This is a genomic window from Anabaena sp. UHCC 0253 (assembly GCF_009712085.1).
Classification (GTDB): Bacteria; Cyanobacteriota; Cyanobacteriia; order Cyanobacteriales; family Nostocaceae; genus Dolichospermum.
The window spans coordinates 20,312-46,051 of the sequence record NZ_VILD01000004.1; the positions used below are offsets into that span (position 1 = coordinate 20,312).

Here is a 25,740-nt window from a genome sequence, read left to right on the forward strand (position 1 = left end):
GATGGTTTAGCAGATTTATATGAGCAAGGTTTAGTTAAAGGTGTAGGATTATCTAATTACGGTACAAAACGACTTTTATGGGTACATAAAAGATTTCAGGAAAGAGGCATACCTATTAAAACTTTGCAAGTGCAATATTCACTTTTATCTACCTATCCAGTGACGGAATTAGGTTTAAAAGATGTTTGTGATGATTTGGGAATTACATTAATTGCTTATAGTCCTTTAGGATTGGGTTTATTAACGGGGAAGTTTTCGGAAAATGGTACTTTTCCTAAAGGCATTCGCGGATTTTTATGTAAGCAGTTATTACCAGGAATGAAGCCGCTTTTAGGCTGTTTGCGAGAAATAGCAAATACACGAAATAAAACTATGTCTCAAGTCGCTATTAATTGGTGTATTAGTAAAGGCACAATTCCCATTCCTGGGGCTAAAAGTTTGGAACAATCACAAGAAAATATTGGCGCTTTGGGATGGTTTTTGAGTGATGGTGAGGTGATAGAGTTGGATAATGCTGCTGATAGGGTGGAGAAAAAAATGGTGCAGAATATTTTTCAGACAAAGTGAAATTTCTAAGAATATAAAACTCGAAATAAACATGAATAAGGACGAATTTATTTCAAAATTGCCTAATCTACCTCTAAAAAGCAGAGAACAACTACCTGAAAAATCAGGAATATACTATGTTATTGATGATCAATCAATTATTTGGTATATAGGACTAGCAAAAAATTTACGTAGTCGTTGGGCTGGAAAAAGTCACCATCGAATCTATCAGTTAGAAAAGCAAAGAAAAAAGGTTTTTACTATTTATTATGAGTTTGTTCATGAAACTCAACTTGACGTAATTGAACAGCAACGCATTGAACAGTATAATCCCCAATTGAATGGAACAATAGTTAAAACTAAAAAACTACGTCCTACAGAAACACTTTTACGAGAAACTTTAGTTGTTATTGCACCATATAGTTTTATATTGGGTGTAGAACCACCACGAAAAGATGATCTTAATTTTATGGCAAAATGTCAATCTTTTAGTAGTGATAGAAGGATTCAAAAATCAGTTTTACCTTTGAGTGTAATACATATTTGTATAAATTTAGAAGAGGTTAAAATTGACAAACTAAAAGTATTATTCACATTTTTAAGAAATGTCTTCAAAAAGCGTATTAACTATACAAGCAATTGGATTCTTAATCCAGCTAATAAACAGTATGAAAAATACGGGACATTTTTAACGAGAAGACTCTTAGTTAATGGTTTTGCAATAGAAGTTTCTATGATTCATAGAGAAGTTTTAAAAAAAATTCAAAGTTACGATTGTTACGATTTGATGCAAATAGCAGGAATAGATATTAGAGTAATGAATGAAAATACTCTGAATATCTTGAAAGATACTTGTAAACTTAATGATGCTGGAATTTGTCTATACTCTGATAGAGATAATTCAGAATATGAAATAGTTTGCAATCAAGCATTAAAAAGACTAAATCCATATAAAATAGATTTAGTTAAGTTATTATTTAATGAAGAGATAAATCAAAAGAAATTCCAAACATTACCAATAGAATCAAAACCTAAACTAGAAAATAATAATAACTTATCTTCTCGACTCGTTAACCTCGCTGCTAAGAAAATATACCTGCAAAATTTATTAACAGAACGAGGAATTGATATAAATTCCTATCAAGTTAACAAGTATTTGGAAAGAATACCAACTGATAATAATTATGTTGACAATAACTCAGATAGAACTATGACAATATATGTTAAACCTTTTTTGTATGGTGATTTAAGAAAACCAGGTCATTATTCTCAGATTATATATGGTAATAAAGGTTTAATAAATCAAAAAAATAGTTTAGATCACTTTCCTTATGAAGCAGTTTATTTGAATGTCAAAGTAGATAAAGTATTATGGTTATTACTAGAAGAATATTTATCAGACTTTATCAAAGTAGAACTTAATCCAGATGAAGGTTACATAGAGAAGTATTATGTTTCTGCTAGAACTACTTTAAAACCTTCTAAAATCAGTGTAACTTTAAATGGAAAGTGGAAAACAGATATTCCATTTGGAACAAAAGATAATATGTCTTATGCTGAGGTAGTAAATATTATTACAGAACGTTTAAACTCAAGTGGGATATCTAAACTTAAATTCTCATTTAGTATGATATGATATTGAATTCTAAAATATGCTAGAAAAATCAAACTTATAAGTATTCAGCTATAGCATTCGTTCATACATTTTTAATTTCTCCATTTGCTTGAGGAATAGGAGTTAATATAATATTACTTTCATAATTAGGGTTATATTCTTTAATTGATTCTAATATATATTCTGGTTCATTTTCTACATAACATTGATTTAAGTTATTTAAAGAAAAACTTTCCCAATTTTCTCTTTCTTCTGTATTATTGTCTTCTGGTAGAATCGGAATAATAAATACTTTTGTTCCTTCTGGAATAGATACAGAATCGAGTAATTCTATTTTCCCATCTTTAACAATTGCTAAATATCCTGATGTCATTATTTTTATCTCCTTTCAATTTATATTAGGTATATGTTGAAAAAATCAAACTTGTTTTTCCCAAAAATTCCCAAATCTACTTATCAACCTCAAAGCCCAGACACAGATATAAACGCTGATATTTATTTCTTTCAAAAAATGGCGACAATTATCATTAAAACAACGCATAGAAAGATTCATTAGCCATGAACGAGGAGTTAAAAAACTATGTCTTATAGGAATTAAATCTCGACATCAGAATTTAAGTATACAAGAAATTCGTGATCTATTTATCTGTGCTGTATTAGGAGAAAAATTTACTCCTGATTTTCAACCAAAAGGTATTGATGAAAATATGTGGATTCAAGATTCAATTTCTTTAGCAGGAGAACTACATCAACTTTTTGAATCAATTAATATTGATTACTATGTTAATCGAGGTGTTGCTAGTTCTATTCATGGAGAACCACGTTCTACTCGTGATTTAGATTTGGTGATAGAAGTTAAACCAAATCAAATAGATTTACTGGTAAAAACTTTAGAAGCATCTGGATATTATTGTCCAGAAGGTGCGGTAGAAGATTTGCAACGTGGTTATGGAAATATGTTAAATATTACCCATACAGAAACTATTGCTAATGCTGATATATATATTCAGGATAATTCACCTTTTTCTATATCGCAAATGAATCGAAAAATATTAATTGATGTGGAGGAAATTCCTACGTTTTGGATAGCTTCAGCAGAAGATATTATTTTACAAAAACTGCGCTGGGGAAAGGGAAGTAAATCAGAAAAACAATGGCGGGATGTTTTGGGGATAATTAAGCTACAAGCAGAAAATTTAGATTATGGTTATTTAACAGAATGGGCAGAAGTTTTAGATTTAGTTGCTGATTTAAGTGAAGTATTAACTCAAGCTGGGATATGAAATAAACTAAATTCCCAATAATCTCTTCACAGAAATAGCAATATCAGGAAAATCCACAGAACGGATTTCACCATGTTAGCTAATTTACGATAATCTCTCATACTCAGATCCTCAATTTCTCTAAGAAATCAAGAATTTTATATTGATCATCCCCATAATTTGCTAAACTCCAAAAATTGGCAAAGCAAACAAAAATCTGAGTATCCGGTATTGGGGGAGGTTCGCAGAGTGGTTGAAAGTGAAGACATAGAACAAATTCATCCCCAGGATTTTTTATGGCGGTTTTGGCCTGTTGTGCCAATTTACCCTTATGGTAAACGTCGCACTATCCGTAAAGAAGTTCTTAAAGATACAATCTGGACTTTTGATCAATTACAGGGAATTTTCTATGTAATTGTGCCAATTCGCATGACTGTGATTAAGTTAGAAAAAGGCGGTTTGCTGGTTTATGCACCTGTCGCACCGACAGGAGAATGTGTCCGTTTGGTAAATGAGTTGGTAGCAGAACACGGTGATATTAAGTATATTATTTTGCCAACGATATCAGGAATAGAACATAAGGTATTTGTTGGTCCCTTTGCGCGACGCTTTCCCAATGCACAGATATTTGTTGCCCCTGAACAATGGAGTTTTCCGCTGAATCTGCCTTTGAGTTGGTTGGGTTTACCAGGTAAACGCACTCGGATATTGCCTGAGAATAGCCAGGAAGCCCCTTTTGCTGAGGATTTTGATTATGCAATCCTGGGATCTATTGATTTAGGTTTGGGTAAGTTTGCAGAGGTGGCTTTTTTCCACAAGCGATCGCATACTCTCTTACTTACAGATACCATAGTTTCAGTACCAGCAGACCCACCAGCGATCGTTCAACTTGACCCCTACCCCTTGCTGTACCACGCCAAAGACAAAGCCTCTAACATCGTTGCAGATACCCAAGCAAACCGCCGTAAAGGATGGCAACGGGTAACATTATTTGCCTTGTATTTTCAACCGAGTGTATTAAATGTACCCTCATGGAAAGATATATTTACAGATGCCCAGAAAGCCCCAGAACGTTCTAGAAAAGCTTATTTTGGGTTTTTTCCCTTCCAATGGCAAGAAAATTGGCAACGTTCCTTTGATATTTTGCAAGGAAATGGGCGTTTATTTGTTGCCCCAATTTTACAAAGTTTGATTTTAAATCGCGCACCGGGCGAAACAATAAATTGGGCTGATAAAGTTGCCAGTTGGGATTTTCAATGGATTATTCCCTGTCATTTCGATGCCCCAATTAAAGCCGAACCAAAACAATTTCGCCAAGCATTTTCGTTTTTAGAAAAACAGCCAATTAGGGGTTTAGTTAGTAGTAATAGTTATCCTTTACCGGAGGATAATTTTAAGTTATTGAGAGATATTGATACAGGATTAAATAAGTTTGGTATTGTGCCACCAGCTAGGGATAAGGTGTAAGTAGGTGAACGGAAAAAAACCAACATATATAACGAAAAGTAAAATCGCCTAAAACCTCTTATCTGTTCGCTGTTCCCTACCCTCACAGACAAATTTTATAGCTTCAGCTATCAGCAAGCCCTATGTAGATTTTTTACAACAACGCTATAATTTTTACTCAAAAACAATAAAAAAATCCCCTGAAAAGATTTAAAAACAATCCTTTCAGAGGAAATTCATCAAGAACTTACGCCGGGTAAATTCTTAATCGGCGATTGGGTTCTTCGCCAAAACTATCGGATTTGAGACGATAATGTTCCACCAACTCATGCTGCATTTTTCGCACTTGGGAAGAACGGGGTAGTAATTCCACAGGCTGACCTTTAGGGATCACAATTTGCTCCACAGCAAGTCGAGCTTCCTCCAAAGCGTCCATTTCATCATCACTACCGTTGTGTAATAACAGTTGTAATTCGCGGTCGTCGCCAAGTTCTGGATCATCAATATTCAGTAATCGGCGGAGACTGCGAGTAATTTGAGGGATTGTACTAGACTTGATCACATGAATAGGTACATGACGGGCTTTAGCCATCTGTCTTAACTTAGCGTGATTCTTGACGTGCGATCGCAAAGCCAAAATAGCATCAGCACTATCTAAGTCTTTTGTCAAGATCACAGGCAAACTTAACACATTAATCACCTGTTCCAGTTGGTGACGACTCACCCCATAGGGGTAAATGTGCAATGGTAAATCTTCTCCATTTGGACCTGCTTGTTTGCGGCTGGTAAAATCAATACTTTCTGAGTAATTGAAAGATTCATCTAACAACCGGTCAAATTCACTGCGTCCCGTTGGTCTTTCCCGATCTAAAGACAACGGCGGTAAAGCCACCATTTGTCCAGAAGAACGCCAACCATTAGGTTTAGTAGCTAAGAAAGATTCTTCCACATTAGCAAGATGTCCATTGCCACCATTGACCACAGCCAACTGTCTAACAACGCCAACCTTGCCGTTTTCATCAACCGTCCTAGTTTGTGGATTAGGTTGACGACCCCGTAACAAAGTATCAACCGTATCCGCTACACATTCATGAACTACCCAGCGTTGCCGTTCTAGCATTTCCACAGCAATCTCAAAAGTCGGTGGAGCTTTACGTTCTAAAACCGTCTTTTGCGAACCACGTCGTCTAGCTTCATCATCTCCTAGCGTCACAGCCTGAATACCACCTACCAAATCAGACAGAGTGGGATTTTTAATCAGGTTTTCAATCTGATTACCATGAGCAGTTCCTACCAATTGCACACCCCTTTCGGCAATGGTACGAGCCGCTAAAGCTTCCAGTTCTGTCCCAATTTCATCAATGACTATGACTTCTGGCATATGGTTTTCCACAGCCTCAATCATGACTTGATGTTGTAATTCTGGTTTAGAAACTTGCATCCGTCTAGCACGACCAATGGCTGGGTGAGCAACATCACCATCTCCAGCTATTTCGTTAGATGTGTCAATAATTACCACTCGCTTATTTAAGTCATCCGCTAACACACGGGCAATTTCCCTTAAAGCCGTGGTTTTACCAACACCAGGACGACCTAGCATGAGAATTGATTTACCAGTTTCCACCAAATCGCGGATCATGCCAATAGTTCCGAATACCGCCCTGCCGACACGACAAGTTAAGCCAATAATCTTACCACTACGGTTGCGGATGGCACTAATCCGATGCAAAGTTTGCTCAATTCCGGCCCGATTATCCCCCCCAAAATTTCCAACTCGTTGAATGCAATCATCTATCTGGGCTTGAGTAACAGGTGTTTCGCTCAGATACTCTGCTGCATGGGGAAACCGAGCTTCTGGACGACGGCCTAAATCCAATACCACCTCAACTAAATTATCTCGTTTAGGATGATTCTCTAGTTTTTGTTGGAGGTCTTGGGGCAAAATGTCTAACAACTTTTGGAGATCTTCTGTAATCGTCATGCTTTCTATGGGTGACTGACGTTTTTAGAGATAAGATTGGAGCGATTTAAGCGTTACCGCTGAGATTTAATCTGGGAAACGAGAGAATGGGCAAGTTTTACAGATTCCCAGAGTAATTCCGGTTCTGTTTCCAAGCGGATATTGTTTTGACTATCAGTGTTAATCACCTCCTTATTTTCCAACTGGTCAAGAATGGGTGACAGCAATACACGGGCGTAGCTACCATAGGCAACCCCGGAGATAAAAGCTGGGGACTCTTTCCCCTCTGCTCCCCTGCTCCCCTGCTCCCCTGCCTCTTGGAGAAGTCCCATCCCCTGTAGTTTAGGAACAGTGTAACTATTAGTGCCGCCTGCTAACTGCACATATCCCGGTAGATTTGCTGCCAAAACTTTTTGTCCTAATTTCACTGTGGCGATAGTAGTACCATCACCAATATCACCACTCATAGAACGGCCATCAGTTTGCCAAATTAAAAACTGTGGACGGGGGACAATCAAATCATAAATTGCTTTTAGGTAATCAATTAGTCCTTCACCATCGTTACAACTAATGGCTACTAACTTTAATTTATCTGCCCAAGGTGTGATTGCCTGCCATAACTGTTGAAATTCTGGCAACCGCCCTACTTGAGTATGAATTTCTACGGCATCTATTCCCGTTGATGCGATACCTGTGGAGAGCGCGATCGCTCCCGGCTTTGACACATAAGATTTTGTATAAATTATCCCATAGGGACAGATGGGCAAGCAACGGCCACAGCCATAACATTTTTCAGAAATTACTCCGGAAATATCATCTTTGGTATTGTTAAATAAAATTGCTTGGGCTGGACAAATTTTCTCACATGGTCTATGACAATCACTAGGACAGTCGTGAGCATTAAACTCGGCTTTTCTAAAATGGGAATCTTCTCCATCATTGAGGCTGACCATTAATAAAGGCAAATCACCTGTAAAGGCAAAGCCTCGCTCTTGGGCTTCCTTAGCCAAACTTTGGGCTACTAGTAAAGCTTCTTGAGTAGCGGCAATAACTGCCGAATCGGCTGCTACATCTATACAGTCAGCACCAGCCAAGGTGTAGGCTAATGTTAAACTTCTGACCGCCGGAAGATGTTGGTAACTAGCTCCGCAAATCAACTTGAACCAGTTACCTTGTTTTAGGGATTGTAAAGGGGCGAATAAATCAGTCACATTTCCATTATGCGTTTATTCCACTGGAAATTGCAGCCTGTCATCAGGAAAATTTAGATTTTTTTGTTACTAATTTTTTATATAGGAATCCGGTTTGGTTTCTAAATTTACTCGTAGAGCTAGGGAACAGGGAACAGGGAACAGGGAACAGGGAACAGGGAACAATAAATCAAGGTATACGGAGTTTTATTCAAAAATCAAATAGGAGTCCTATTGTTAAATTTCAATCTTACTGCCTAGTGTAATCATTTTTTCCGCTTCTGTAACGGGAACTCTCGTATTTATACTCAATCTATAAAAGTGATTAAATTGGGCTATATTTACCCATATTGGCATAGTTGCTTGGCGTTTTTGCCCAAATATTTTCTGAAAATTTGGATAAACTTCCCCTGAGTAAGAATCCCTTGTAGGAACTACACAACGTTGACATGGATTGATTCCCAAAAACTTCACGTCTCCCACAGTGAAGGCTACTGGTTCACTACCAGCAGCAAATAACCTATCTTCCCAAAAAGCGGGAACGCCATCTATTTCCAGATTGGCACGAATTCGCCGCCGCATTTCATCAACACTGATACCAGAGAACCAGGACGCAACTTCTGTTAAAGTCGCTGTACTAATGATGGTTGCTCCTGGTGAATCTGTATCATCAGGAAAACCCATAGCGGTATTTTGCTGTAATTGCACAGGAAAACCCAAAAAATCGCTGACAGTTGCGGCTATTGCTGAGTGTTCTTCATCTAAATGAAAAACCTGTTCTGAATTTTTCCCAGGAAACTTCAGCTTTACCAACCTTTGTTCTAGGAAAAACTCTGAACGTAACATCAGGATTTGCGGATAACGCTTACCGTTCACAAATCTATTTTGTGCGTCAACAAATGCAAACTCACGATCATGCCTAAGTGCGCTGCTGGAAAGAATAGTGGACTTTTCCACTTCTACACCATCCAATGACTTAATTGGATAGAGCAAAATTTTTGCTAAATATGCCATGAATTCATGGCTGTACAGGTGGGTGGACAGGGGATTTATCAAGAGCGCCAACTTTATTAAGTGGCCAGAAACGAACTACAGCCCGACCAATAATATTATTGCGGGGAACAACACCCCAGCAGCGTCCATCATAACTGCTGCCACGATTGTCGCCTAATACCAAATATGAATTTGGCGGAATGGTTTCTGCTTGAGCTAGAAAAGGAGGCTGGGGACCGGAGGTACAAACATTAACTAAGGTGCTTTCAGGAGAGGAAACATATTTGTCCTCTGCTAGTGGTTGATTATTGATGTAAACTTTACCCTCTTTAAGTTCTATTTTCTCGCCGGGTAAACCAACAATCCGCTTAATAAAGGCTTCGTTGTATTGTTCTTTTCGTAACTGCTCTGTAGGTGAAAATACAACTATATCTCCCCGTTGTGGGTTAGCAAATTTATACTTTAACTTATCAACAATAATCTTATCTGCTTCCCACTGGTTTTGTGTACCATGGAGGGTTGGTTCCATAGAACCGGTAGGAATCCAACGGGCTTCAGCTACGAAAGTCCGAATTCCAAAAGCCAGGAAGACGCTCAAAATAATGGTTTTACCTAGCTCTATGAACCAGGAATTATCGGGTTGTTGGCTAGAGTTGTTATCAGACACTTGATTTTGCATGAAATTACTGAAGTAATTGTAAGAGATTAGTACGCAACGGAGTCAGTCAACCAACCATTAAAAATTTGTAAAAGGCTTGTGTAGTCTGCTTTGTAAATTTTTAATTATTAATTTTTAATTCCACCCTGTTGTACTAGTTTAGACTTAAACAAAAAGACTTGATATCATTAAACACGAGAGTTCTTGGTTTGCTTGACCATAACCCTTTTTTAACACAAAACCAAAATTGATGATTTTTTTGTGCAATTTAAGTTTACCTTGATGCAGAATTTATCTATCAACCATCAAGAGTTCCTTTATACTTACAACTTTTAAATCCATGTCAACTCCACAAAGTTTACTGATTCGCCATGCTGAAATTATTTTACCTAATGGTGAGTTAATGGTTGGGGATGTATTAACATCTAATGGCCAAATAGTCAAAGTTGGCAGTGAAATTGATTCTGCTGGAGTTACTCAAGAAATTGACGCGCAAGGATTAACTTTGTTGCCTGGTGTCATTGACCCCCAAGTACATTTCCGTGAACCTGGTCTAGAACATAAGGAAGACCTGTTTACGGCTAGTTGTGCCTGTGCTAAGGGTGGAGTCACTTCCTTTCTAGAAATGCCCAATACAAGACCTTTAACCATTAGCCAGTCAGCTTTAGATGACAAGTTACAACGGGCTGCCAATAAGTGTTTAGTTAATTATGGCTTTTTTATTGGAGCTACGGCCGATAATTTACCAGATTTACTTTCTGCCCAACCAACACCGGGAATTAAGATTTTTATGGGGTCAATGCACGGACAGTTGTTGGTGAACCAGGAAGAGGCATTAGAGGCGATTTTTGCTCAGGGAAACCGTTTAATTGCTGTTCATGCAGAAGACCAAGCCAGAATTAATCAACGAAAACAGGAGTTTGCGGGTATTGAAGATATTGCTATTCATTCCCAAATTCAAGATAACCAAGCTGCATTGTTAGCCACCCAATTGGCATTAAAGCTTTCTAAAAAATATCAAAGACGGTTGCATATTCTGCATATGTCAACGGCAGAGGAAGCGGAGTTACTGCGTCAGGATAAACCTAGTTGGGTGACAGCAGAGGTGACACCACAGCATTTACTTTTAAATACAAGTGCTTATGAAACAATTGGTACTTTAGCACAGATGAATCCACCATTGCGATCGCCCCATGATAATGAAGTTCTCTGGCAAGCTTTACGTGATGGTATCATTGACTTTATTGCTACTGACCACGCCCCCCACACCTTAGCAGAAAAAGCCCAAACTTACCCGAACACTCCTTCCGGAATGCCCGGTGTAGAAACTTCTTTACCTTTAATGTTAACTGCGGCTATGGATGGAAAATGTACTGTTGCCCAAGTTGTGCAATGGATGTCTAAAGCCGTAGCTGTAGCTTATGGTATTGCCAATAAGGGAGAAATTACTCCTGGTTATGATGCTGATTTAGTCTTGGTAGATTTAAAAAATTACCGTGAAGTTAAACGGGAAGAAGTTTTAAGTAAGTGCGGTTGGAGTTCCTTTGAAGGTTGGAATTTAACAGGTTGGCCTGTGACAACAATTGTCGGCGGTGAAATTGTTTATGATCAAGGACAGCTAAATACCCAAATTCGCGGACAAGCTTTAACTTTTTCAAAATCGTAGTCAGTTGTCAATTGTCAATTATCAATTGTCAATTGTTCGTTGTTACAGCGGTAATTTCGGCTTGGCGATCGCCATCTTCACCATAGTTTAAACATATCTTTAAATAACTATCTGGTAAATATGGCATTCGTTGGGCCCATTCAATAGCAACAATTCCTGGTGCTACTTCTATCCCTTCCCAGTAACTTTCTAAATTCAAACCTGTAACTTCTTGAGGTTCTAAGCGGTATAAATCCAAGTGATAAAGGGGGATACGTCCTTCTGTATACTCATTAATGAGAGTAAAAGTAGGACTAACAATAGAGTCAATTATCCCCAAACCTTTACCAATGCCTTGCACCAAGGTAGTTTTACCAGCCCCTAAATCACCTTCTAGTAAAATCACACTACCAGCAGCCAAAGTTTCCCCAAGGGTAACTCCTAATTGCTGTGTTGCTTCTATGTCTGGAAGGAAAATTTTAGTCATTGGTCAGTTGTTAGTTGTCAATTATCAATTGTCAATTATTCTTACTTGCCGTGGTGCGCTCCACTGTACCATTTTAATAAAACCTTAGCTAGTTTTTGCGGATCATGGCGAACAGCACCATTTTCATCTTCAAATAAAATATTAGCAGGAACTAATCGTCGTCCTAATTGGGTAACAGCTTCTCTATCTAAAAAAACTGGATGGGCATTTTGTTGAGCATAACGGATAAGTGCTTGGGCTGAAGGTGTTTTTTTATGAACTAATACGGCATCAAATAACCTTCTGTCACCACAAGCATGATCTATGGCTTGAATATGTTCAGCAACACTATATCCATCAGTTTCTCCTGGTTGAGTCATGATATTGCAGATATAAATGCGGGGTACACTGACAGCAGCGATCGCATCAGCAATTTCTTGAACTAACAAATTAGGAATTAAGCTAGTGTAAAGACTACCTGGACCAATAATAATGTAATCAGCTTCTTTAATTGCCTTAATAGCTGCGGGCAATGCTGGGGGATTTTCAGGAATGCAGCCAATTTTGACAATTTTTCCCCCAGCTTTAGGAATATTAGACTCACCCTCAATGCGGCGGCCATCTGTCAATTCTGCCCAGAGACGGACATCACTAAGCGTAGCGGGTAAAACCTGTCCTCTCACTGCCAATACCTTAGAACTAGCAGCAACAGCCTGTTCCAAATCGCCAGTAATATCAGTCATGGCAGTTAAAAACAAATTACCAAAACTGTGACCTGTTAAACCATCCCCCGCCCGAAAGCGATATTGAAATAATTCTGTCAGTAATTTTTCTTCATCTGCTAGTGCTGCTAAACAGTTGCGGATATCTCCAGGTGGTAAAACGCCAAATTCTTCGCGCAGTCTGCCAGAAGAACCACCATCATCTGCTACGGTGACAATAGCGGTAATATTAGCACTGTAGGTTTTTAAGCCTCTGAGTAAAGTTGAAAGTCCAGTCCCACCACCAATGACCACGATTTTTGGTCCCCGGTATAAACGACGATGGGTTAAGAGAACATCTATCAAATCCTCCTCATTAACTCCTGGTCTTAACACTTCGGTAATTGAACCGACAGTGCGGGATTGCCCCCACAGCACTAATAGGACACCACAGAGCAGGAGTAAGGGACCGCTGATATAGTTGGGTAAAATATTGGCGAAGAATCCGAGAAGACCTCTAAGTAACTCTATCATCCAGAAAATTGGAGTTAGCTTCACCCAAATAGCTAAACCCAAACTGGCCAACACAACACCCCCAACAGTTATAAACAACCAGCGTTTCACAAACAACCCAGGGGATAACCATTTGAACCATTGGTTAACCCGATGAGAAGTACGACTGTGCGACTGTAGTTGTAGCGAATGAATGGCTTGTTTCAGAAAACCGATGAACATACCTAATAGGGAACGTTGGTACAAACAATATCTAACAGAAACTTTACATTACTTGCTTTCAAGACTAGAGGAGAAACTATAAGAATTATTAATTCCTTTATAATTTCAGGGATTAACAGAATACTTATCTTTATTTTTGCCTGTTGCCTTTTACCCGGTTATTTTACAGAGAATTTCATGAAAAAACGCATTTTAGGAATAGATCCAGGATTAGCAACTATCGGATTTGGGGCGATTAATTGGCAACAAAGTCAAACTAAAGGACAAGAGACAACGGTGCAGATGGTAGATTTTGGGGTAATTCGCACTTCTGCCGATATGGAAATGACTCAACGACTGTGTACTTTATTTGACGATTTACACACAGTGATGGAGGAGTTGCAACCGGATTTGGTGGCAATTGAAAAATTATTCTTCTATCGGATGGCCAATACTATTGTTGTTGCCCAAGCCAGGGGTGTACTGATGTTGGTTCTAGGACAGCGTAAGCTTCCTTATGTGGAATTTGCCCCACCCCAAATTAAACAAGCTTTAACGAACTATGGTAAGGCGGATAAGGCAGAAGTGCAAGAGGCGGTGATGCGGGAGTTGGATTTAGATGAAATTCCCAAGCCAGATGATGCAGCCGATGCTTTAGCAGTGGCTTTAACTGCTTCATTTCAGTTGTGAGATGACCAATTATAGCAGGAGTCAGGGAGCAGAGGAGCAGGGGAGCAGAGGAGCAGAGGAGCAGGGGAGCAGAGGAGCAGAGGAGCAGGGGAGCAGGGGAGTAGGGGAGCAGGGGAGCAGGGGAGCAGGGGAGCAGGGGAGCAGAGGAGCAGGGGAGCAGGAAAAACTTCTTAACAACTGACAACTGACAACTGACAACTGACAAATCACCAATTACCATCTTGCTGATTTACAACTAATCGCAAGATTGATAAACCTAAGATGATGAGAAATAGTACCAAACCAATTGTACAAGCATAGCTAATTTCTAAATTACTGAATGCTTGTTCATATAAATAATAAACGATGGTTTTAGAACTGTTGAGTGGTCCGCCTTGAGTCATGATATAAACTTCATCAAAAACTTTAGTAGCCGCAATTGCAGAAATTACAGCTACTAAAGCTAAATAAGGTTTCATTAAGGGTATGGTAATATCCCAATGTTTACGAATATTATCTGAACCATCAATAGCTGCCGCTTCGTAGATGTCAGCGGGAATGGATTGTAATCCCGCTAAATAAATAACCATGTAGTAGCCTAAGCCTTTCCAAATCGTTACAGCCATAATACTGGCTAAAGAAATGGGGATAATTCCCAATACTTTATCTGGACTTGTTAGCCAAGGTATGCCTTCGGGAAAAATCCCTAAAGTTTTGAGAATTTGGTTGAGTAATCCGTTTTCTGCATATAACCATTTCCAGGCTATGCCTGCTACTACCATAGAAATTACAACAGGGGTATAGTATGCTGTTCTAAACCAATTCATACCCCGCAGTTTTTGATTGACTAAAATTGCTAAAACTAAGGGTAAAAATACTAAAATTGGGACAACACCCACAAGATAAAGGAATGTGTTTTCTAGGGTTTGCCAAAAAACAGTGTCTTTCCATAAACGCAGAAAGTTTTTTAAGCCTATCCATTGGGGAGGATCTCCGATACTTTCATAGTTAGTAAAACTGAGATAAAAGGCTTGTATGGCTGGCCAAAAAACAGTTAAGGTTAAAATAATTAAGGCGGGCAATAAAAATAAATATGGAGTTATTTTTTGTTGAATTAAAATCCATTGTTTTGATGTTAATTGCGGCATATCATTAAAAATGAGGTTCTAGTAATTAGGGGATGTTTTTCTAGAGTTTTTATTAAGACTTACGCAAGATTGAACTCAAAACCTTATTCTTGCGTAGGGGTAATTCATGAATTACCCCTACTTCCTCTCTGTGACTGGAGCGCCTCTGCGTGAAACAAAATCATACTCTTAATCAGCAACGCCTTTTGCGTAAGTCCTATTTATCTTGAATCAACTATAATAATGATAACTTTTTGGTCAAAATTCATACTTGCCGAAAAAGTGGGGGAGATCACCAAAATGTGTGTAGAAAAGTAAAATTGCCCAAAACTGCCTTATTACTGTTCTTTTTTCTTGTACAGACATTCCGCCAAAACCTGTTTATTTCTGAATTCTGCTATATATTTCCTCAGCTTTATGAATGATGATTTAAATTACCATATCAAAAATAACACTAATGAACTAACTTCCCAAGCAAGACAAGAAAAACTTTTGTTGGATATGGTGCTGCGTATCCGAGCATCCCAAGACTTAGAAACAATTCTTAATACTGCGGTGCAAGAAATTCGGCAGTTATTGGCAGCAGATCGAGTGATTATTTACAGATTAGAGCCAAATTGGAGTGGTGAAGTTTTGTTTGAGGCTGTTACTGAATCAGAGCAACCAATTCTACATCAGACAATTTGGGATGAGTGTTTTGAGCAAAGTTGGCTGGAATCTATTGGGCAAAGTTTAATGCCGAAGATGATGCCTAAAGCGATCGCTAATATTTATCATACTGGCTTCAGTGACTTTGATCTCAATGCTCTAGACAAGTTTCAAATCAAAGCTAATTTAGTTGTTCCTATTTATGTAAATCATCAAATCTGGGGATTTTTAATTACTCATCATTCCCAAAGTTCCTGGAATTGGCAACCATCAGAGATCCGGTTTCTAGAGCAATTGTCAGTTAATATAGCGATCGCTATTCAACAAGCTACTCTTTTAGAAAAAGTCCGCCAAAATAATCAAGAGTTAGAACTCCAAATTAACCAAAGAACTACACTGTTAGAAAATACCAATTTCCAATTATTAGCGGAATTAGTTGAAAGGAAAAAAGTTGAAACTGAGTTAAAGGCAACCCAGACTAAATTAGCTGGTATTTTAGATGTAGCTGACGATGCCATTATTTGCATAGACACAGCCCAGAAAATTACCCTATTTAATCAGGGGGCAACAAGAATTTTTGGTTTTACTGCTTCAGAAATTATTGGCAAATCTTTAGATGTTCTCATACCAAAACGATTTGTTACTGTCCATTGTCAGCATATTCAACGTTTTATTTCTTGTGCCGATGTTGCTCGACCCATGGGTTATCGGAATCGTGATTTGTTTGCTTTACGTAAGGATGGAACAGAATTTCCTGCTGATGCTTCCATATCTAAATGGAATACAGGTAATGAAGTTATTCTTACTATTATTCTCCGAGATATTACTAAAAGCAAACAGGTGGAAATAGAACTCCGAAAAAGTCAACGTTTATTAGCAAAAGCCCAAAAAGTAGCCAAGATAGGTAGTTGGGATTTTGATTTAATTACTCAAAAAATGACTTGGACAGAAGAATTATTTCAGATTTTAAACCGTGATTTAGCATTGCCAGAACCTAATTATGAGGAGAATTTGCAGATATATCATATTGATGATCGGCAAAAATTACACGCAGCCTGGCAAAGGGCAATGATACTAGGTGAATCTTATCATTTAGTTCTCAGAATTCCTTTATTTGATAGTAAAATCAACTACATAGAAGCCATTGGTCATGCAGAAATTAGAGATAGCAAAGTGGTGCGATTATATGGAACTTGCCAAGATATTACCGAGCGAATTCAAGCAGATATAACTTTGCAAAAAGAATTGAATAAAGCATTACTATTAAAAAATTTGACAGATCAAATCCGGGAAACATTAAACCCTGATGAAATTTTACAAACAGCAGTACAACAAATTAGCCAAGCATTTGGGGTGAATCGTTGTTTAATTCACTCTTATATGACTGAACCAGTGGTAAATGTGCCATTAGTGGCAGAATATATATCTGGTAACTATGAATCTATCTTTAAACTGCACGTCACCATTCCAGCTATTGGCAATCCTCATATAGAACAGTTATTAAAACAAGAAACAGCGATCGCTTCTGATAATGTTTATGCAGATCCATTATTAGAAAGTGCTGAATCAATTTGTCGGCAAATAAATTTAAAATCAATGTTGTCCGTTGCTACCTTTTATCAAGGGAAACCCAATGGTTTAATTGGTTTGCACCAGTGCGATCGCTATCGGCATTGGACAGAAGAAGAAGTTGAAATGATGGAAGCAGTAGCCGCTCAATTAGGGATAGCGATCGCCCAAGCTCAACTATTAGAACAAGAAAAAACCCGTCGTCAAGAACTATCTAATCAAAATGCGGATCTCGTTCATGCGAAACAGGAAGCAGAAGCAGCAAATAAAGCCAAAGGTGAGTTTCTTGCTAACATGAGTCATGAAATTCGTACACCTATGAATGCCGTATTAGGCTTTACTGAACTATTAGCCTCTACCATCACCGATAATCCCGCTAAAGAATATATAGAAGCCATATCCTCCAGTGGTAAAATCTTACTAGCCTTAATTAATGATATTCTGGATCTTTCCAAAATCGAAGCTGGTAAACTACAAATTCACTTTGAACCTGTAGATTTACGTTTATTATTGCAAGATATTAAAATAGTCTTTTCCCAAACAGCTAATAGCAAAGGCATAAAATTAGAAACCGAAATTGATCATCATCTCCCCACAATTATCCAAATTGATGAAGTGCGACTCCGACAAATTCTGCTAAATATTGTTGGTAATGCTATTAAATTTACTGATCAAGGATATGTGAAAATCATAGTTAATCTATGCAATCAAAATATTTATGATAGAGAAACAACCTGTTTAGAAATTACAGTTGAAGATACGGGAATTGGTATTGCTCCTAGTGATCAAGAAAAGATTTTTAGAGCTTTTACTCAAAGCAATAGTCAAAGTAATCGTAAGTATGGTGGTACAGGATTAGGACTGACAATTACACAAAGACTAGTGCAGATGATGGCAGGAACAATTGAATTACAAAGTCAACTGGGAAAAGGCAGCAAATTTATATTACGCTTTTCCCAGTTAGCAATATCAAATCCTCTGACAATTACTAAATCAACTATCCGAGAAGATGAAAATTTAGATCAATTTCCCTCATTAATTATCCTCGTCGCTGACGATGTGCAATCAAATCTCGACCTCATTGGCAGCTATTTTGCTGATACATCCCATCAACTTATTTTTGCTCACGACGGATATCAGGCTATTCAACTCGCTCAAATATATAATCCTGACCTGATTTTACTAGATTTGCGAATGCCAAAAATGGATGGTAGAGAAACATCTCAATTTCTCAAAAATAATCAACAACTGCAAAATATACCCATCATTGTGCTAACTGCTTCACCTCAACAAAGTGACAAAATAGAACTACAAGCATTATGTCAAGGTTTTCTCCGTAAGCCAGTTTCCCGTCGTGAGTTAGTAACAGCACTGAAAAAAGTGTTAAAATGGGATTCTTATGTTACAGAGAATCAGAAAAATCTCACAGAAAAATCAAGTCCCCATCATCTCACACCTTATTTCCAACCAGAGGAGATAGTAATGGTGTCAGACTTGTTCATCAAAATCTCTCAAGAGGCCAACACTAACTGGAATAAATTACGAAAAACCTTAACTATCCGCGACTTAGAACTATTTATTGAACGTCTCAACAATTGGGGCCAAGAGCATCAGTGTCAATTATTGATAGACTATGCCAATACCATTAGCAAGCATCTTGATAACTTTGATTGGGATCAGATACCTGCTTCCGTTGAACAGTTTGCAGTCGTCCAAGCTGAAATTAAGTTATTATCGGAAATAGCCGCAGAATTGGAAGTAGCTATCCAACAATCTCAACTTTATCAAAAACTAGATACAGCTTATCAAGAATTACAATATTTAGCTCACACGGACAGTCTTACACAACTTGCCAATCGTCGTCAATTTGATCAATATATTACCCAGGAATGGTGGCGACTAAAACGTGAGCAAAAATATTTATCTTTGATAATGTGTGATATAGACTATTTTAAACCATATAATGACTGCTATGGACACCCATCTGGTGATGTTTGTCTGCAAAAAGTTGCCAAAATCCTATCTGAAGGAATTAAACGCCCCGCAGATTTAGTTGCTCGATACGGAGGAGAAGAGTTTGCTGTTATTCTACCTGATACTAATTTAGAAGGAGCAATAAATGTTGCTCAACAGATTCAACAAGCTATTACTAGCTTTAAAATACCTCATATCCAATCGCCAATAGAACAGTATATTACTTTAAGTATGGGTGTTACTAGTGTCATTCCTAATGACAATATTACATCTGATGACCTAATTACAGCAGCAGATAAAGCACTATATACTGCTAAATCTAATGGCAGAAATCAATATTTCCATAGCGTTTTATCGTAATATAGGACTTACGCAAAAACTCTCTGAAATTCTTATTTCTCTCTGTCCTCTGCATCCTCTGCGGTTCATTTTTTCATGATTTTGCGTAAGTCCTGGTAATAGCAGAAATAGAGAATGGGGAAATCCTCATAATTAGAATCAGGGGATTTATAGCAGTTGACAGACTAGTTATGAGTCATGATGTAATTTCCTAATTTTGAGAAAAATGACAGGTTTTGTTATTTGGAAGTCCCGAAAATAAATTAAAACCGAAATGTAGTGCGGAGGACTCCTGTATAAATGGTGTCGTTATTACTGTTATGCTCTGGATTGAAGATGACAATCAAGGCAGGGGTAATGGAAAGGTTGTTATTAACCTGGTAACGATATAGCGCCTCTAGATGAAAAGAAGTATCACTATCTTCACGACGGTTGCTGGTAGAAGTGAGAACCGCTGGACCAAAGTCATTAGTTGTGACTTTAGGTGGTTGACCAAAAATTATGCCGCCTAAGTTACCTTTTTTACCTAAATCAGGTAGGGCTAAAGTAACAGCCCAATTCCAAATATCTGCTTTGTCACCTTTGTTCACATTAGCACCAGCACTGTTTTCAGCGGTTGCCTGAGTATATCCAACCCAACCACCAAGGGTAAACTGCGGATTTAAACGATAGTTAGTTTGTAAACCATAGTGATTGGCAGAAGTAGCAATATTCGCACCAAAGGGAGTATTTGCAAAAACGCTACCCTCTGCACCAGAAACACTGACATCTCCAGCTACAGCACCGCTAAAGTAAGAATGTGCATAAGCTAAAGCTAGGGTTAGCTTTTGATTGGGTTGGAAAGCTAATTGTGCCAAAGTACCGTAAGTACCATCAAATAAACCACGACTTTCATTTGGGTCATTTGCATTTCTAGCCAAATAACCACCAGACAAAGTAATTTTGTCATTTAGTTTAAAAACACCACTGATACCAGAACCTCTACCACTAGCCAGACCAGTATTACTGGCGCGATAAATTGGTGCAAAACGACCGAATCGAGACACAGCACCAACTGTTGCGGCTGAAAACAAGGGGTTGACAGTATTGAAGTTGTCAAAAAATGAACCGCCAATTGCATCTACAGTCACACTGAGCTTATCACCAACTGGAAAGTTGTAGAACAATTTGCCAACTTCTACTGTGTTGTCAGCACTAACTGTTGTATCCCAACCTACACGGGTCATTTGTGTGCCAGAAATAGCACTATTGAAAGCAATAGTATTATTAGCTTTTAAAATTAGTCGTAAGCGGTCTTTACCACTAAAACTGCTGTCGAAGATCAGGCGCACGCGATCGCTAAAAATTGTATTATCTTTTAAACGGCGACCTCCTGCTGCATAGGCATTGTTTTTTGCAGTCTCTCTTGCTACTCCCGCAGGTACATTATTAATTGTTCTCCACTGGTCAGAATTTAGCGCCCTATCCCCACCAAATACACCACCTAATGTGAAAATTGCATCGCCACTTAACTTGGTAGTAGTAGAAAATTGTTGATTTTCTAGTATAGCAGTACGACTTTCTAAACCATCTATCCGTCCCCGTATTTCTACTAATCCATCTGCAAACTCCTGTTGTAGTTTTTGCAGAGTTTCTAAATCTTCTTTTTGAACCACATCCGCCGTACTCGTAGCAATCAATTCCTGAACCCTGTTCAAACAGGCATTTAGACCCGCCGCGAACTCATAGCGAGTCATGGCTCGATTACCCCGAAAACTGCCGTTTGGGTATCCAGCAATACAACCATATCGCTCAACCAGAGATTGTAAAGCCTGAAAAGCCCAATCTGTTGGTTGCACATCTGACAGTTGCGAGACAGATGTTACCTGCTCTATTTCCGAATTAGAATCTTGGTTACTTACAGGTGCAGATATCTGAGTTTCAGAAACTATACCGTCTTGTACCTGCAAATTAATTAACTTGGCATCAACTTCTACAGCCTTAGCTGCAATTGTATTAGCTGCAATCAGTAACGGCGTAATCCATAGTGAATTCCGTAGAAGGGTAGACATTTACCTCACACCTCAAATCTTCAATACCAACTTAATAGGTAGATATTATTACCAATTTAATTGGTAATTTGTATCAAGGACTACAGATTTTCTATGGTTGGTAAAATTAGGTATTTTTCCGCTCAAAAATGGGTTGGCTAAACTTTTAGCTGCTTTTTAGCAGTTTTTAATTGCTTCCAAAGCATTCTAATTTGAGTGTAAGCATCCTCTGGTGAAAGCTTACCAGCGGTTTGCAGGTTACAAACATAACTGACTCTTTGAGAAAATTCCTGTAAATTCGAGTTAAAAACCAAATATTCTGGCTTAAATTGACCGTAATATCTGTAGTGAGGATAGAGAAAATCAGTTAAATTAGCTAAAAAATCAGAATCTTTTGCCATTACAGGTTATATCCATTATCTAGTAAAAAAAGCTCATCTTCCCAACAAGTAGGATTTTAGAGCAGTACAGTCACCAAATTAGTTGGTAATTATGCTCTAGCTCTATTTTTTAAAAAGTGTCTGATGATACAAAATTTATTTTCTAAATACAACTTTACCAATTATTTTGGTAAAAATATGATAATCTTGGTAAAAGTATACCGAGTGTTAATTCCATGAGTAAAAATTTCTCTAAGTCTAGTTTGAGAATAAAAAGAAGACGAATTTTAGTCTTAATTGCTACAGCATTTACTACTTTGCTGCTCGCAATTAGTTTACCAACTGTTACTTCTTCCCCTGTCGTAGCACAATCAAATACCAACTTACTCATATCTGCCGCAGCTAGTTTAAAAGACGTACTTGAAGAAATTAAACCTCTCTACCAACAAAGTAAATCAAACGTCAATATTAGTTATAACTTTGGATCTTCCGGTGCATTACAGCAACAAATCGAACAAGGTGCGCCAGCGGATATGTTTATATCTGCGGCTAAAAGACAAGTAGATGCTTTAGAACAAAAAGGACTTTTGGTAGCGGGTACTCGTAATATCATTGCCAAAAACCGTCTAGTTTTGATAGTCCCTAAAAATGTTGTTGGTGTATCTAGTTTCTACAATCTCAGAGACGCAAAAATCAAAAAAATTGTTATTGGTGAACCTAGAAGCGTACCCGCTGGACAATACGCAAAACAGGTATTAGAAAAGTTGAAAATTTGGGAAAATGTGAAACCCAAATTAGTTTTTGCTAATAACGTGCGTCAAGTTTTAGCATCTGTAGAAACTGGTAATGCTGATGCAGGTTTAGTGTATATAACTGATGCCAAAATCTCGAATCAAGTAAAAATTGTAGTTGCAGCAGATGAAAAATACCACTCTCCGATTATTTATCCATTAGCAGTTATGAAGCGCAGCAAAAATATTGATGCAGCTAAGGATTTTTCCAAATTTTTATCTAGTGAACAAGCTAAGAAAGTATTCAAAAAATACGGATTTGTTCTACCTTAATCATGTGATTTTCTCATTAAGCAGATTGGGAATAGGTAAGAAGATTATTTTACCTATAGCGGTTATCGGTAGGATGCAATACAATCTAGGGCGCAGACCCTGCGCCCCTACAGGGTTTGCAATTGGCTGACTGTATCTCACTCAAGTGCATACCGCTATATTACCCAAAATACAGTAGATTGTAGGTAAATGAGGAACAAAAGAGACGGCTCTAAAAATTAAATATGCGTTTTCCAGAACCTTTGTAGAGATGTTCCATGGAACGTCTCTAATGTCATTATGATTCTGGTTCTATAGCTTCTTGGTGAGTAGTTTTTACCTGCTCTAATAAGCGAGACATCCAAGGTAAAGCCAGAAAGATTCCTGCTAAAACTAATAGAAATACAGAAAGTCCGAAAATTTGGTCGCGGGGAATTTCTAATACACCACGTAAAATTACCTCTCGCAAAGCTGAAACAATAGTAATTTCTACTGCTGCACCTACAGATATACTCCGTTCTTGTAGGTAATCAACTAACAAGCGAAACAGTTCTACTAATATCAAAATAAACAAAATATCAGATGTGACTTGCCGTAAATCTAATGGATGTAAAAACGACAAAAACATATCTCCTAATCGGATCAGCATTACACAAAATAAACTTACACAAAGAGAGATAACAATAATATCCTGAAAAAATTCTAAGTTACGGACAATTCTATCTCGCTTAAACCAACTATTTACTTCTATAAATATCCGCTTTGGCATGGTATTTTCAGAAAAGTTATATTTCTCTATTTATATGATAATCAAGAATATAGGGTTTTTCAGATCGGTGAATTACAGTTATTAATTACAAATCATGTAGCGGGGAAGGATCTACTTTTGTCAAGTTTCATATGGGAGAGAAAAGGGCATGAGAAAGTTTAAAAAGTTTTCCATCACAGTGTATCTAGTGCTTCTCCTTCAGCGTCTTTTGGCTTTTTGGTAGCATTTGTTAGTTTTGCTGTGCGATCGCTTGCAGAACTTCACAACTGGGGATTCTTCCAAATTAATTGGTAAAGAGTAGTAAACAATACAGTTTTTTTTGGAAAATTCGGTTTTGATGATTTCTATAACGCACCGTTAACAATGAGGAGTTTTCAGGTGCAAGTGAAAAGATTTTCAACAATTAATGATTTTTGGAACTAGAAAAGTTCTTTATCCTGGTTGCAATATTATGCACCAGCAAGGGAGAGAATTATGATTACTGAAGAAAAATTAGCGGATAACTTTAACACTATTATCGAAGAAATGCACCCGCGAGTATGGGAATTGCTACGTCATTGTTATGTGAAAGTAATAACTCCTTGTTTAATGCGTTCTTGTATTGCCCCTGTTTCGTATATTGGGATTTACTGTCCTCAGGAAATTTTTGCATCTATAGTAACTGAGAAGAATTTACTCAGAGAAGTAGCAAAATATTTAGGACTAGCTGAAGTTGTTTGCTTAAATGCTACCAAATTACTCCGCGATCCTTTATCAAGGGTGAAAAAAGATTATCCGCATTTGTGGTTAGAACTTATTTGGATGACTACTCAAGAACAATAATGTAGTTTTTAAGTCTATTAGCAATAACTACAAAACCTGATGTAGTTCTGTATTTTAATTGCTAAGTAAAATTGATGTCCAGGACATACGAATTATATAAACATTCGTATGATAGTGAACAGTTTCACCTTGAAATGTCTTAACATCTGACGTGATTTATTAGTTGATTATGCTAAATTATTCAAATTACGTCAGTCTCTAGTTCTTTTGAACAAGGACGAAATTCTATGACTAAACCATATCTATCTCCAGATGATTTACCTTCTTATAAGACTACGAAAATCAGTGAACTATTGTTGATTCAATTAGAAGAAATAACTAAGAAGAGGTTTTTCTTTGCTTGTAATAATGTCGTCAGAATTTTATTGTCTAGTTGCCACTGGTATTTTAAGATCAATAGTGGTATTTTAATGTTAATCTTAATTTGTTATGATATCGAAAGTTACCAGAATATCATGACTACTGTTCCCTACTTAGCTGACATACTAAAACGGTTTGCAAACCAAGCTAAAATTAGTATTAGTTCACCAGTTAATAATGGTATTCCCTGGCTAATAAATATAGATGATGTCTTCCTAGAAGATGACTTTTCCGATAGCTGAAAAGACTTTTATTGATAACTGATATGGTATTTCCATCAATTTGAAAAAATCAATGTGTATCTCCTAAAATCTTTGTAGAGACGTTATATATAACGTCTCTACATTATTGTATTTTTCCGACTGCTTTAGTCAATAGCAATTATTACATCTGTAGATTTAACGATCGCATATACTTCTTTACCTTCAGCAAGTTTGAGATTTTCTGCTGATGATTTGGTAATAATTGCTGTTACTTCTACACCGGGTCCAATTTCTACTGTTACTTCTGTATTCACAGAACCAACGGCAATTTGTTTTACAATACCTTTAAGAGCATTACGCGCACTAATTTGCATTTTCGATCTTCCTTGACGTTTTTGGATTTACACGAAAAATAGTTGCAGTACCCGATAAATCCACAAAATTTGAGATTTTTACCAAAATTATTGGTGGTATGGTACTGAATTATCTTTACTTCAAGGTATAATACCAACTAAGTTGATTTAAATCAATCAACTTTAATATGTAGTCAAACTTTGACTTAATCCAAATTCTCTCCAAAAAACCATGCCACAAGACTTATCACCTCTTTG

At 37.5% G+C, this 25,740-nt stretch carries 21 protein-coding genes and 1 pseudogene; 10 read left to right on the top strand and 12 right to left on the bottom strand.

The annotated features are described in order from the left end of the window. Positions 1–567: aldo/keto reductase (locus tag FJR38_RS11965; protein WP_174763984.1), on the top strand; the 567-nt coding region annotated here is incomplete at its 5' end. Between the two features lie 31 nt (positions 568–598). Next, a complete protein-coding gene (locus FJR38_RS11970) occupies positions 599–2,182 on the top strand; it encodes a GIY-YIG nuclease family protein (protein WP_168537265.1) in 1,584 nt (527 codons plus the stop codon). Positions 2,183–2,243: 61 nt separating this feature from the next. Here the strand turns inward: FJR38_RS11970 and FJR38_RS11975 are convergent, their stop codons facing one another. Then, positions 2,244–2,534: a glycosyl hydrolase family 31 gene (locus tag FJR38_RS11975; RefSeq protein WP_168497863.1), complete on the bottom strand. Its 291-nt coding sequence runs from the start codon at positions 2,532–2,534 to the stop codon at positions 2,244–2,246. A gap of 33 nt (positions 2,535–2,567) precedes the next feature. Here FJR38_RS11975 and FJR38_RS11980 point away from each other — a divergent pair. Continuing rightward, positions 2,568–3,444: pseudogene (locus tag FJR38_RS11980) on the top strand (hypothetical protein). A 228-nt stretch (positions 3,445–3,672) separates the two neighbouring features. Beyond that, positions 3,673–4,890: a DUF4336 domain-containing protein gene (locus FJR38_RS11985; protein WP_371418190.1), complete on the top strand. Its 1,218-nt coding sequence runs from the start codon at positions 3,673–3,675 to the stop codon at positions 4,888–4,890. Between the two features lie 226 nt (positions 4,891–5,116). Here the strand turns inward: FJR38_RS11985 and FJR38_RS11990 are convergent, their stop codons facing one another. The 4 genes from FJR38_RS11990 to lepB form a co-directional block, all read right to left on the bottom strand. Then, the gene (locus tag FJR38_RS11990; RefSeq protein ID WP_168537269.1) at positions 5,117–6,850 is read right to left on the bottom strand and encodes a R3H domain-containing nucleic acid-binding protein; all 1,734 of its coding nucleotides are present in this window, start codon (positions 6,848–6,850) and stop codon (positions 5,117–5,119) included. Positions 6,851–6,903: 53 nt separating this feature from the next. Beyond that, positions 6,904–8,040: a circadian clock protein LdpA gene (ldpA, locus tag FJR38_RS11995; protein ID WP_168537271.1), complete on the bottom strand. Its 1,137-nt coding sequence runs from the start codon at positions 8,038–8,040 to the stop codon at positions 6,904–6,906. Between the two features lie 216 nt (positions 8,041–8,256). Next, complete coding sequence (locus FJR38_RS12000; RefSeq protein WP_168537273.1) at positions 8,257–9,033, bottom strand: MOSC domain-containing protein; 777 nt, start codon at positions 9,031–9,033, stop codon at positions 8,257–8,259. Positions 9,034–9,037: 4 nt separating this feature from the next. Continuing rightward, positions 9,038–9,691 (bottom strand): signal peptidase I, encoded by a 654-nt coding sequence (lepB, locus tag FJR38_RS12005; protein ID WP_168497848.1) that lies wholly within the window; start codon positions 9,689–9,691, stop codon positions 9,038–9,040. A gap of 319 nt (positions 9,692–10,010) precedes the next feature. Here lepB and FJR38_RS12010 point away from each other — a divergent pair, with 319 nt between their 5' ends. Beyond that, a complete protein-coding gene (locus FJR38_RS12010) occupies positions 10,011–11,336 on the top strand; it encodes a dihydroorotase (protein WP_168497846.1) in 1,326 nt (441 codons plus the stop codon). A gap of 28 nt (positions 11,337–11,364) precedes the next feature. Here FJR38_RS12010 and tsaE read toward each other — a convergent pair whose 3' ends face one another. Together tsaE and yvcK are read right to left on the bottom strand one after the other, a co-directional pair. Continuing rightward, positions 11,365–11,802 carry a tRNA (adenosine(37)-N6)-threonylcarbamoyltransferase complex ATPase subunit type 1 TsaE gene (tsaE, locus tag FJR38_RS12015; protein WP_168497844.1) on the bottom strand — a complete coding sequence of 146 codons (438 nt, stop codon included), beginning with the start codon at positions 11,800–11,802 and terminating at the stop codon, positions 11,365–11,367. 41 nt (positions 11,803–11,843) lie between these two features. Continuing rightward, positions 11,844–13,217, bottom strand: a complete 1,374-nt coding sequence (yvcK, locus tag FJR38_RS12020; RefSeq protein WP_168537275.1) for a gluconeogenesis factor YvcK family protein — start codon at positions 13,215–13,217, stop codon at positions 11,844–11,846. A 177-nt stretch (positions 13,218–13,394) separates the two neighbouring features. On the opposite strand from yvcK, the gene ruvC reads away from it, so the two are divergent. Further along, entirely contained in the window at positions 13,395–13,886 is a 492-nt protein-coding gene (gene ruvC / locus FJR38_RS12025) for a crossover junction endodeoxyribonuclease RuvC (RefSeq protein ID WP_168537277.1), read from the top strand. Positions 13,887–14,092: 206 nt separating this feature from the next. On the opposite strand, the gene FJR38_RS12035 is transcribed toward ruvC, so the two are convergent. Then, positions 14,093–15,013 carry a carbohydrate ABC transporter permease gene (locus tag FJR38_RS12035; protein ID WP_168537281.1) on the bottom strand — a complete coding sequence of 307 codons (921 nt, stop codon included), beginning with the start codon at positions 15,011–15,013 and terminating at the stop codon, positions 14,093–14,095. A gap of 396 nt (positions 15,014–15,409) precedes the next feature. Between FJR38_RS12035 and FJR38_RS12040 the strand changes: the two genes are divergently transcribed. Then, a complete protein-coding gene (locus FJR38_RS12040) occupies positions 15,410–19,543 on the top strand; it encodes a diguanylate cyclase domain-containing protein (RefSeq protein ID WP_168537283.1) in 4,134 nt (1,377 codons plus the stop codon). Between the two features lie 242 nt (positions 19,544–19,785). Here the strand turns inward: FJR38_RS12040 and FJR38_RS12045 are convergent, their stop codons facing one another. Both FJR38_RS12045 and FJR38_RS12050 read right to left on the bottom strand, forming a co-directional pair. Next, positions 19,786–21,573 (bottom strand): iron uptake porin, encoded by a 1,788-nt coding sequence (locus FJR38_RS12045; RefSeq protein WP_168537285.1) that lies wholly within the window; start codon positions 21,571–21,573, stop codon positions 19,786–19,788. Between the two features lie 137 nt (positions 21,574–21,710). Then, positions 21,711–21,953: a hypothetical protein gene (locus FJR38_RS12050; RefSeq protein WP_168537287.1), complete on the bottom strand. Its 243-nt coding sequence runs from the start codon at positions 21,951–21,953 to the stop codon at positions 21,711–21,713. A gap of 215 nt (positions 21,954–22,168) precedes the next feature. Here FJR38_RS12050 and modA point away from each other — a divergent pair, with 215 nt between their 5' ends. Next, positions 22,169–22,996, top strand: coding sequence for a molybdate ABC transporter substrate-binding protein (gene modA / locus FJR38_RS12055; protein ID WP_168537289.1), 828 nt, complete (start codon positions 22,169–22,171; stop codon positions 22,994–22,996). Between the two features lie 277 nt (positions 22,997–23,273). Here modA and FJR38_RS12060 read toward each other — a convergent pair whose 3' ends face one another. Then, entirely contained in the window at positions 23,274–23,744 is a 471-nt protein-coding gene (locus FJR38_RS12060; protein ID WP_168497827.1) for a phosphate-starvation-inducible PsiE family protein, read from the bottom strand. A 474-nt stretch (positions 23,745–24,218) separates the two neighbouring features. Here FJR38_RS12060 and FJR38_RS12065 point away from each other — a divergent pair, with 474 nt between their 5' ends. After that, on the top strand, positions 24,219–24,566 hold the full coding sequence (locus tag FJR38_RS12065) for a hypothetical protein (protein WP_168497825.1): 348 nt from the start codon (positions 24,219–24,221) through the stop codon (positions 24,564–24,566). A 227-nt stretch (positions 24,567–24,793) separates the two neighbouring features. After that, on the top strand, positions 24,794–25,168 hold the full coding sequence (locus FJR38_RS12070; RefSeq protein WP_168497823.1) for a hypothetical protein: 375 nt from the start codon (positions 24,794–24,796) through the stop codon (positions 25,166–25,168). Between the two features lie 125 nt (positions 25,169–25,293). On the opposite strand, the gene FJR38_RS12075 is transcribed toward FJR38_RS12070, so the two are convergent. After that, positions 25,294–25,503, bottom strand: a complete 210-nt coding sequence (locus FJR38_RS12075) for a molybdopterin-binding protein (protein WP_168537291.1) — start codon at positions 25,501–25,503, stop codon at positions 25,294–25,296. Positions 25,504–25,740: the final 237 nt, after the last annotated feature.

Excerpts from the sequence above, each read along its gene's own strand:
- FJR38_RS12065 (WP_168497825.1), top strand. The coding sequence starts at position 24,219 with ATGATTACTGAAGAAAAATTAGCGGATAACTTTAACACTATTATCGAA.
- FJR38_RS12045 (WP_168537285.1), bottom strand. The coding sequence starts at position 21,573 with ATGTCTACCCTTCTACGGAATTCACTATGGATTACGCCGTTACTGATT.
- FJR38_RS12010 (WP_168497846.1), top strand. The coding sequence starts at position 10,011 with ATGTCAACTCCACAAAGTTTACTGATTCGCCATGCTGAAATTATTTTA.
- FJR38_RS11990 (WP_168537269.1), bottom strand. The coding sequence starts at position 6,850 with ATGACGATTACAGAAGATCTCCAAAAGTTGTTAGACATTTTGCCCCAA.
- modA (WP_168537289.1), top strand. The coding sequence starts at position 22,169 with ATGAGTAAAAATTTCTCTAAGTCTAGTTTGAGAATAAAAAGAAGACGA.
- FJR38_RS12000 (WP_168537273.1), bottom strand. The coding sequence starts at position 9,033 with ATGGCATATTTAGCAAAAATTTTGCTCTATCCAATTAAGTCATTGGAT.
- lepB (WP_168497848.1), bottom strand. The coding sequence starts at position 9,691 with ATGCAAAATCAAGTGTCTGATAACAACTCTAGCCAACAACCCGATAAT.
- FJR38_RS12060 (WP_168497827.1), bottom strand. The coding sequence starts at position 23,744 with ATGCCAAAGCGGATATTTATAGAAGTAAATAGTTGGTTTAAGCGAGAT.
- FJR38_RS12050 (WP_168537287.1), bottom strand. The coding sequence starts at position 21,953 with ATGGCAAAAGATTCTGATTTTTTAGCTAATTTAACTGATTTTCTCTAT.
- FJR38_RS12070 (WP_168497823.1), top strand. The coding sequence starts at position 24,794 with ATGACTAAACCATATCTATCTCCAGATGATTTACCTTCTTATAAGACT.
- tsaE (WP_168497844.1), bottom strand. The coding sequence starts at position 11,802 with ATGACTAAAATTTTCCTTCCAGACATAGAAGCAACACAGCAATTAGGA.
- FJR38_RS12040 (WP_168537283.1), top strand. The coding sequence starts at position 15,410 with ATGAATGATGATTTAAATTACCATATCAAAAATAACACTAATGAACTA.
- yvcK (WP_168537275.1), bottom strand. The coding sequence starts at position 13,217 with ATGTTCATCGGTTTTCTGAAACAAGCCATTCATTCGCTACAACTACAG.
- ruvC (WP_168537277.1), top strand. The coding sequence starts at position 13,395 with ATGAAAAAACGCATTTTAGGAATAGATCCAGGATTAGCAACTATCGGA.
- FJR38_RS11975 (WP_168497863.1), bottom strand. The coding sequence starts at position 2,534 with ATGACATCAGGATATTTAGCAATTGTTAAAGATGGGAAAATAGAATTA.
- FJR38_RS12075 (WP_168537291.1), bottom strand. The coding sequence starts at position 25,503 with ATGCAAATTAGTGCGCGTAATGCTCTTAAAGGTATTGTAAAACAAATT.
- FJR38_RS12035 (WP_168537281.1), bottom strand. The coding sequence starts at position 15,013 with ATGCCGCAATTAACATCAAAACAATGGATTTTAATTCAACAAAAAATA.
- FJR38_RS11970 (WP_168537265.1), top strand. The coding sequence starts at position 599 with ATGAATAAGGACGAATTTATTTCAAAATTGCCTAATCTACCTCTAAAA.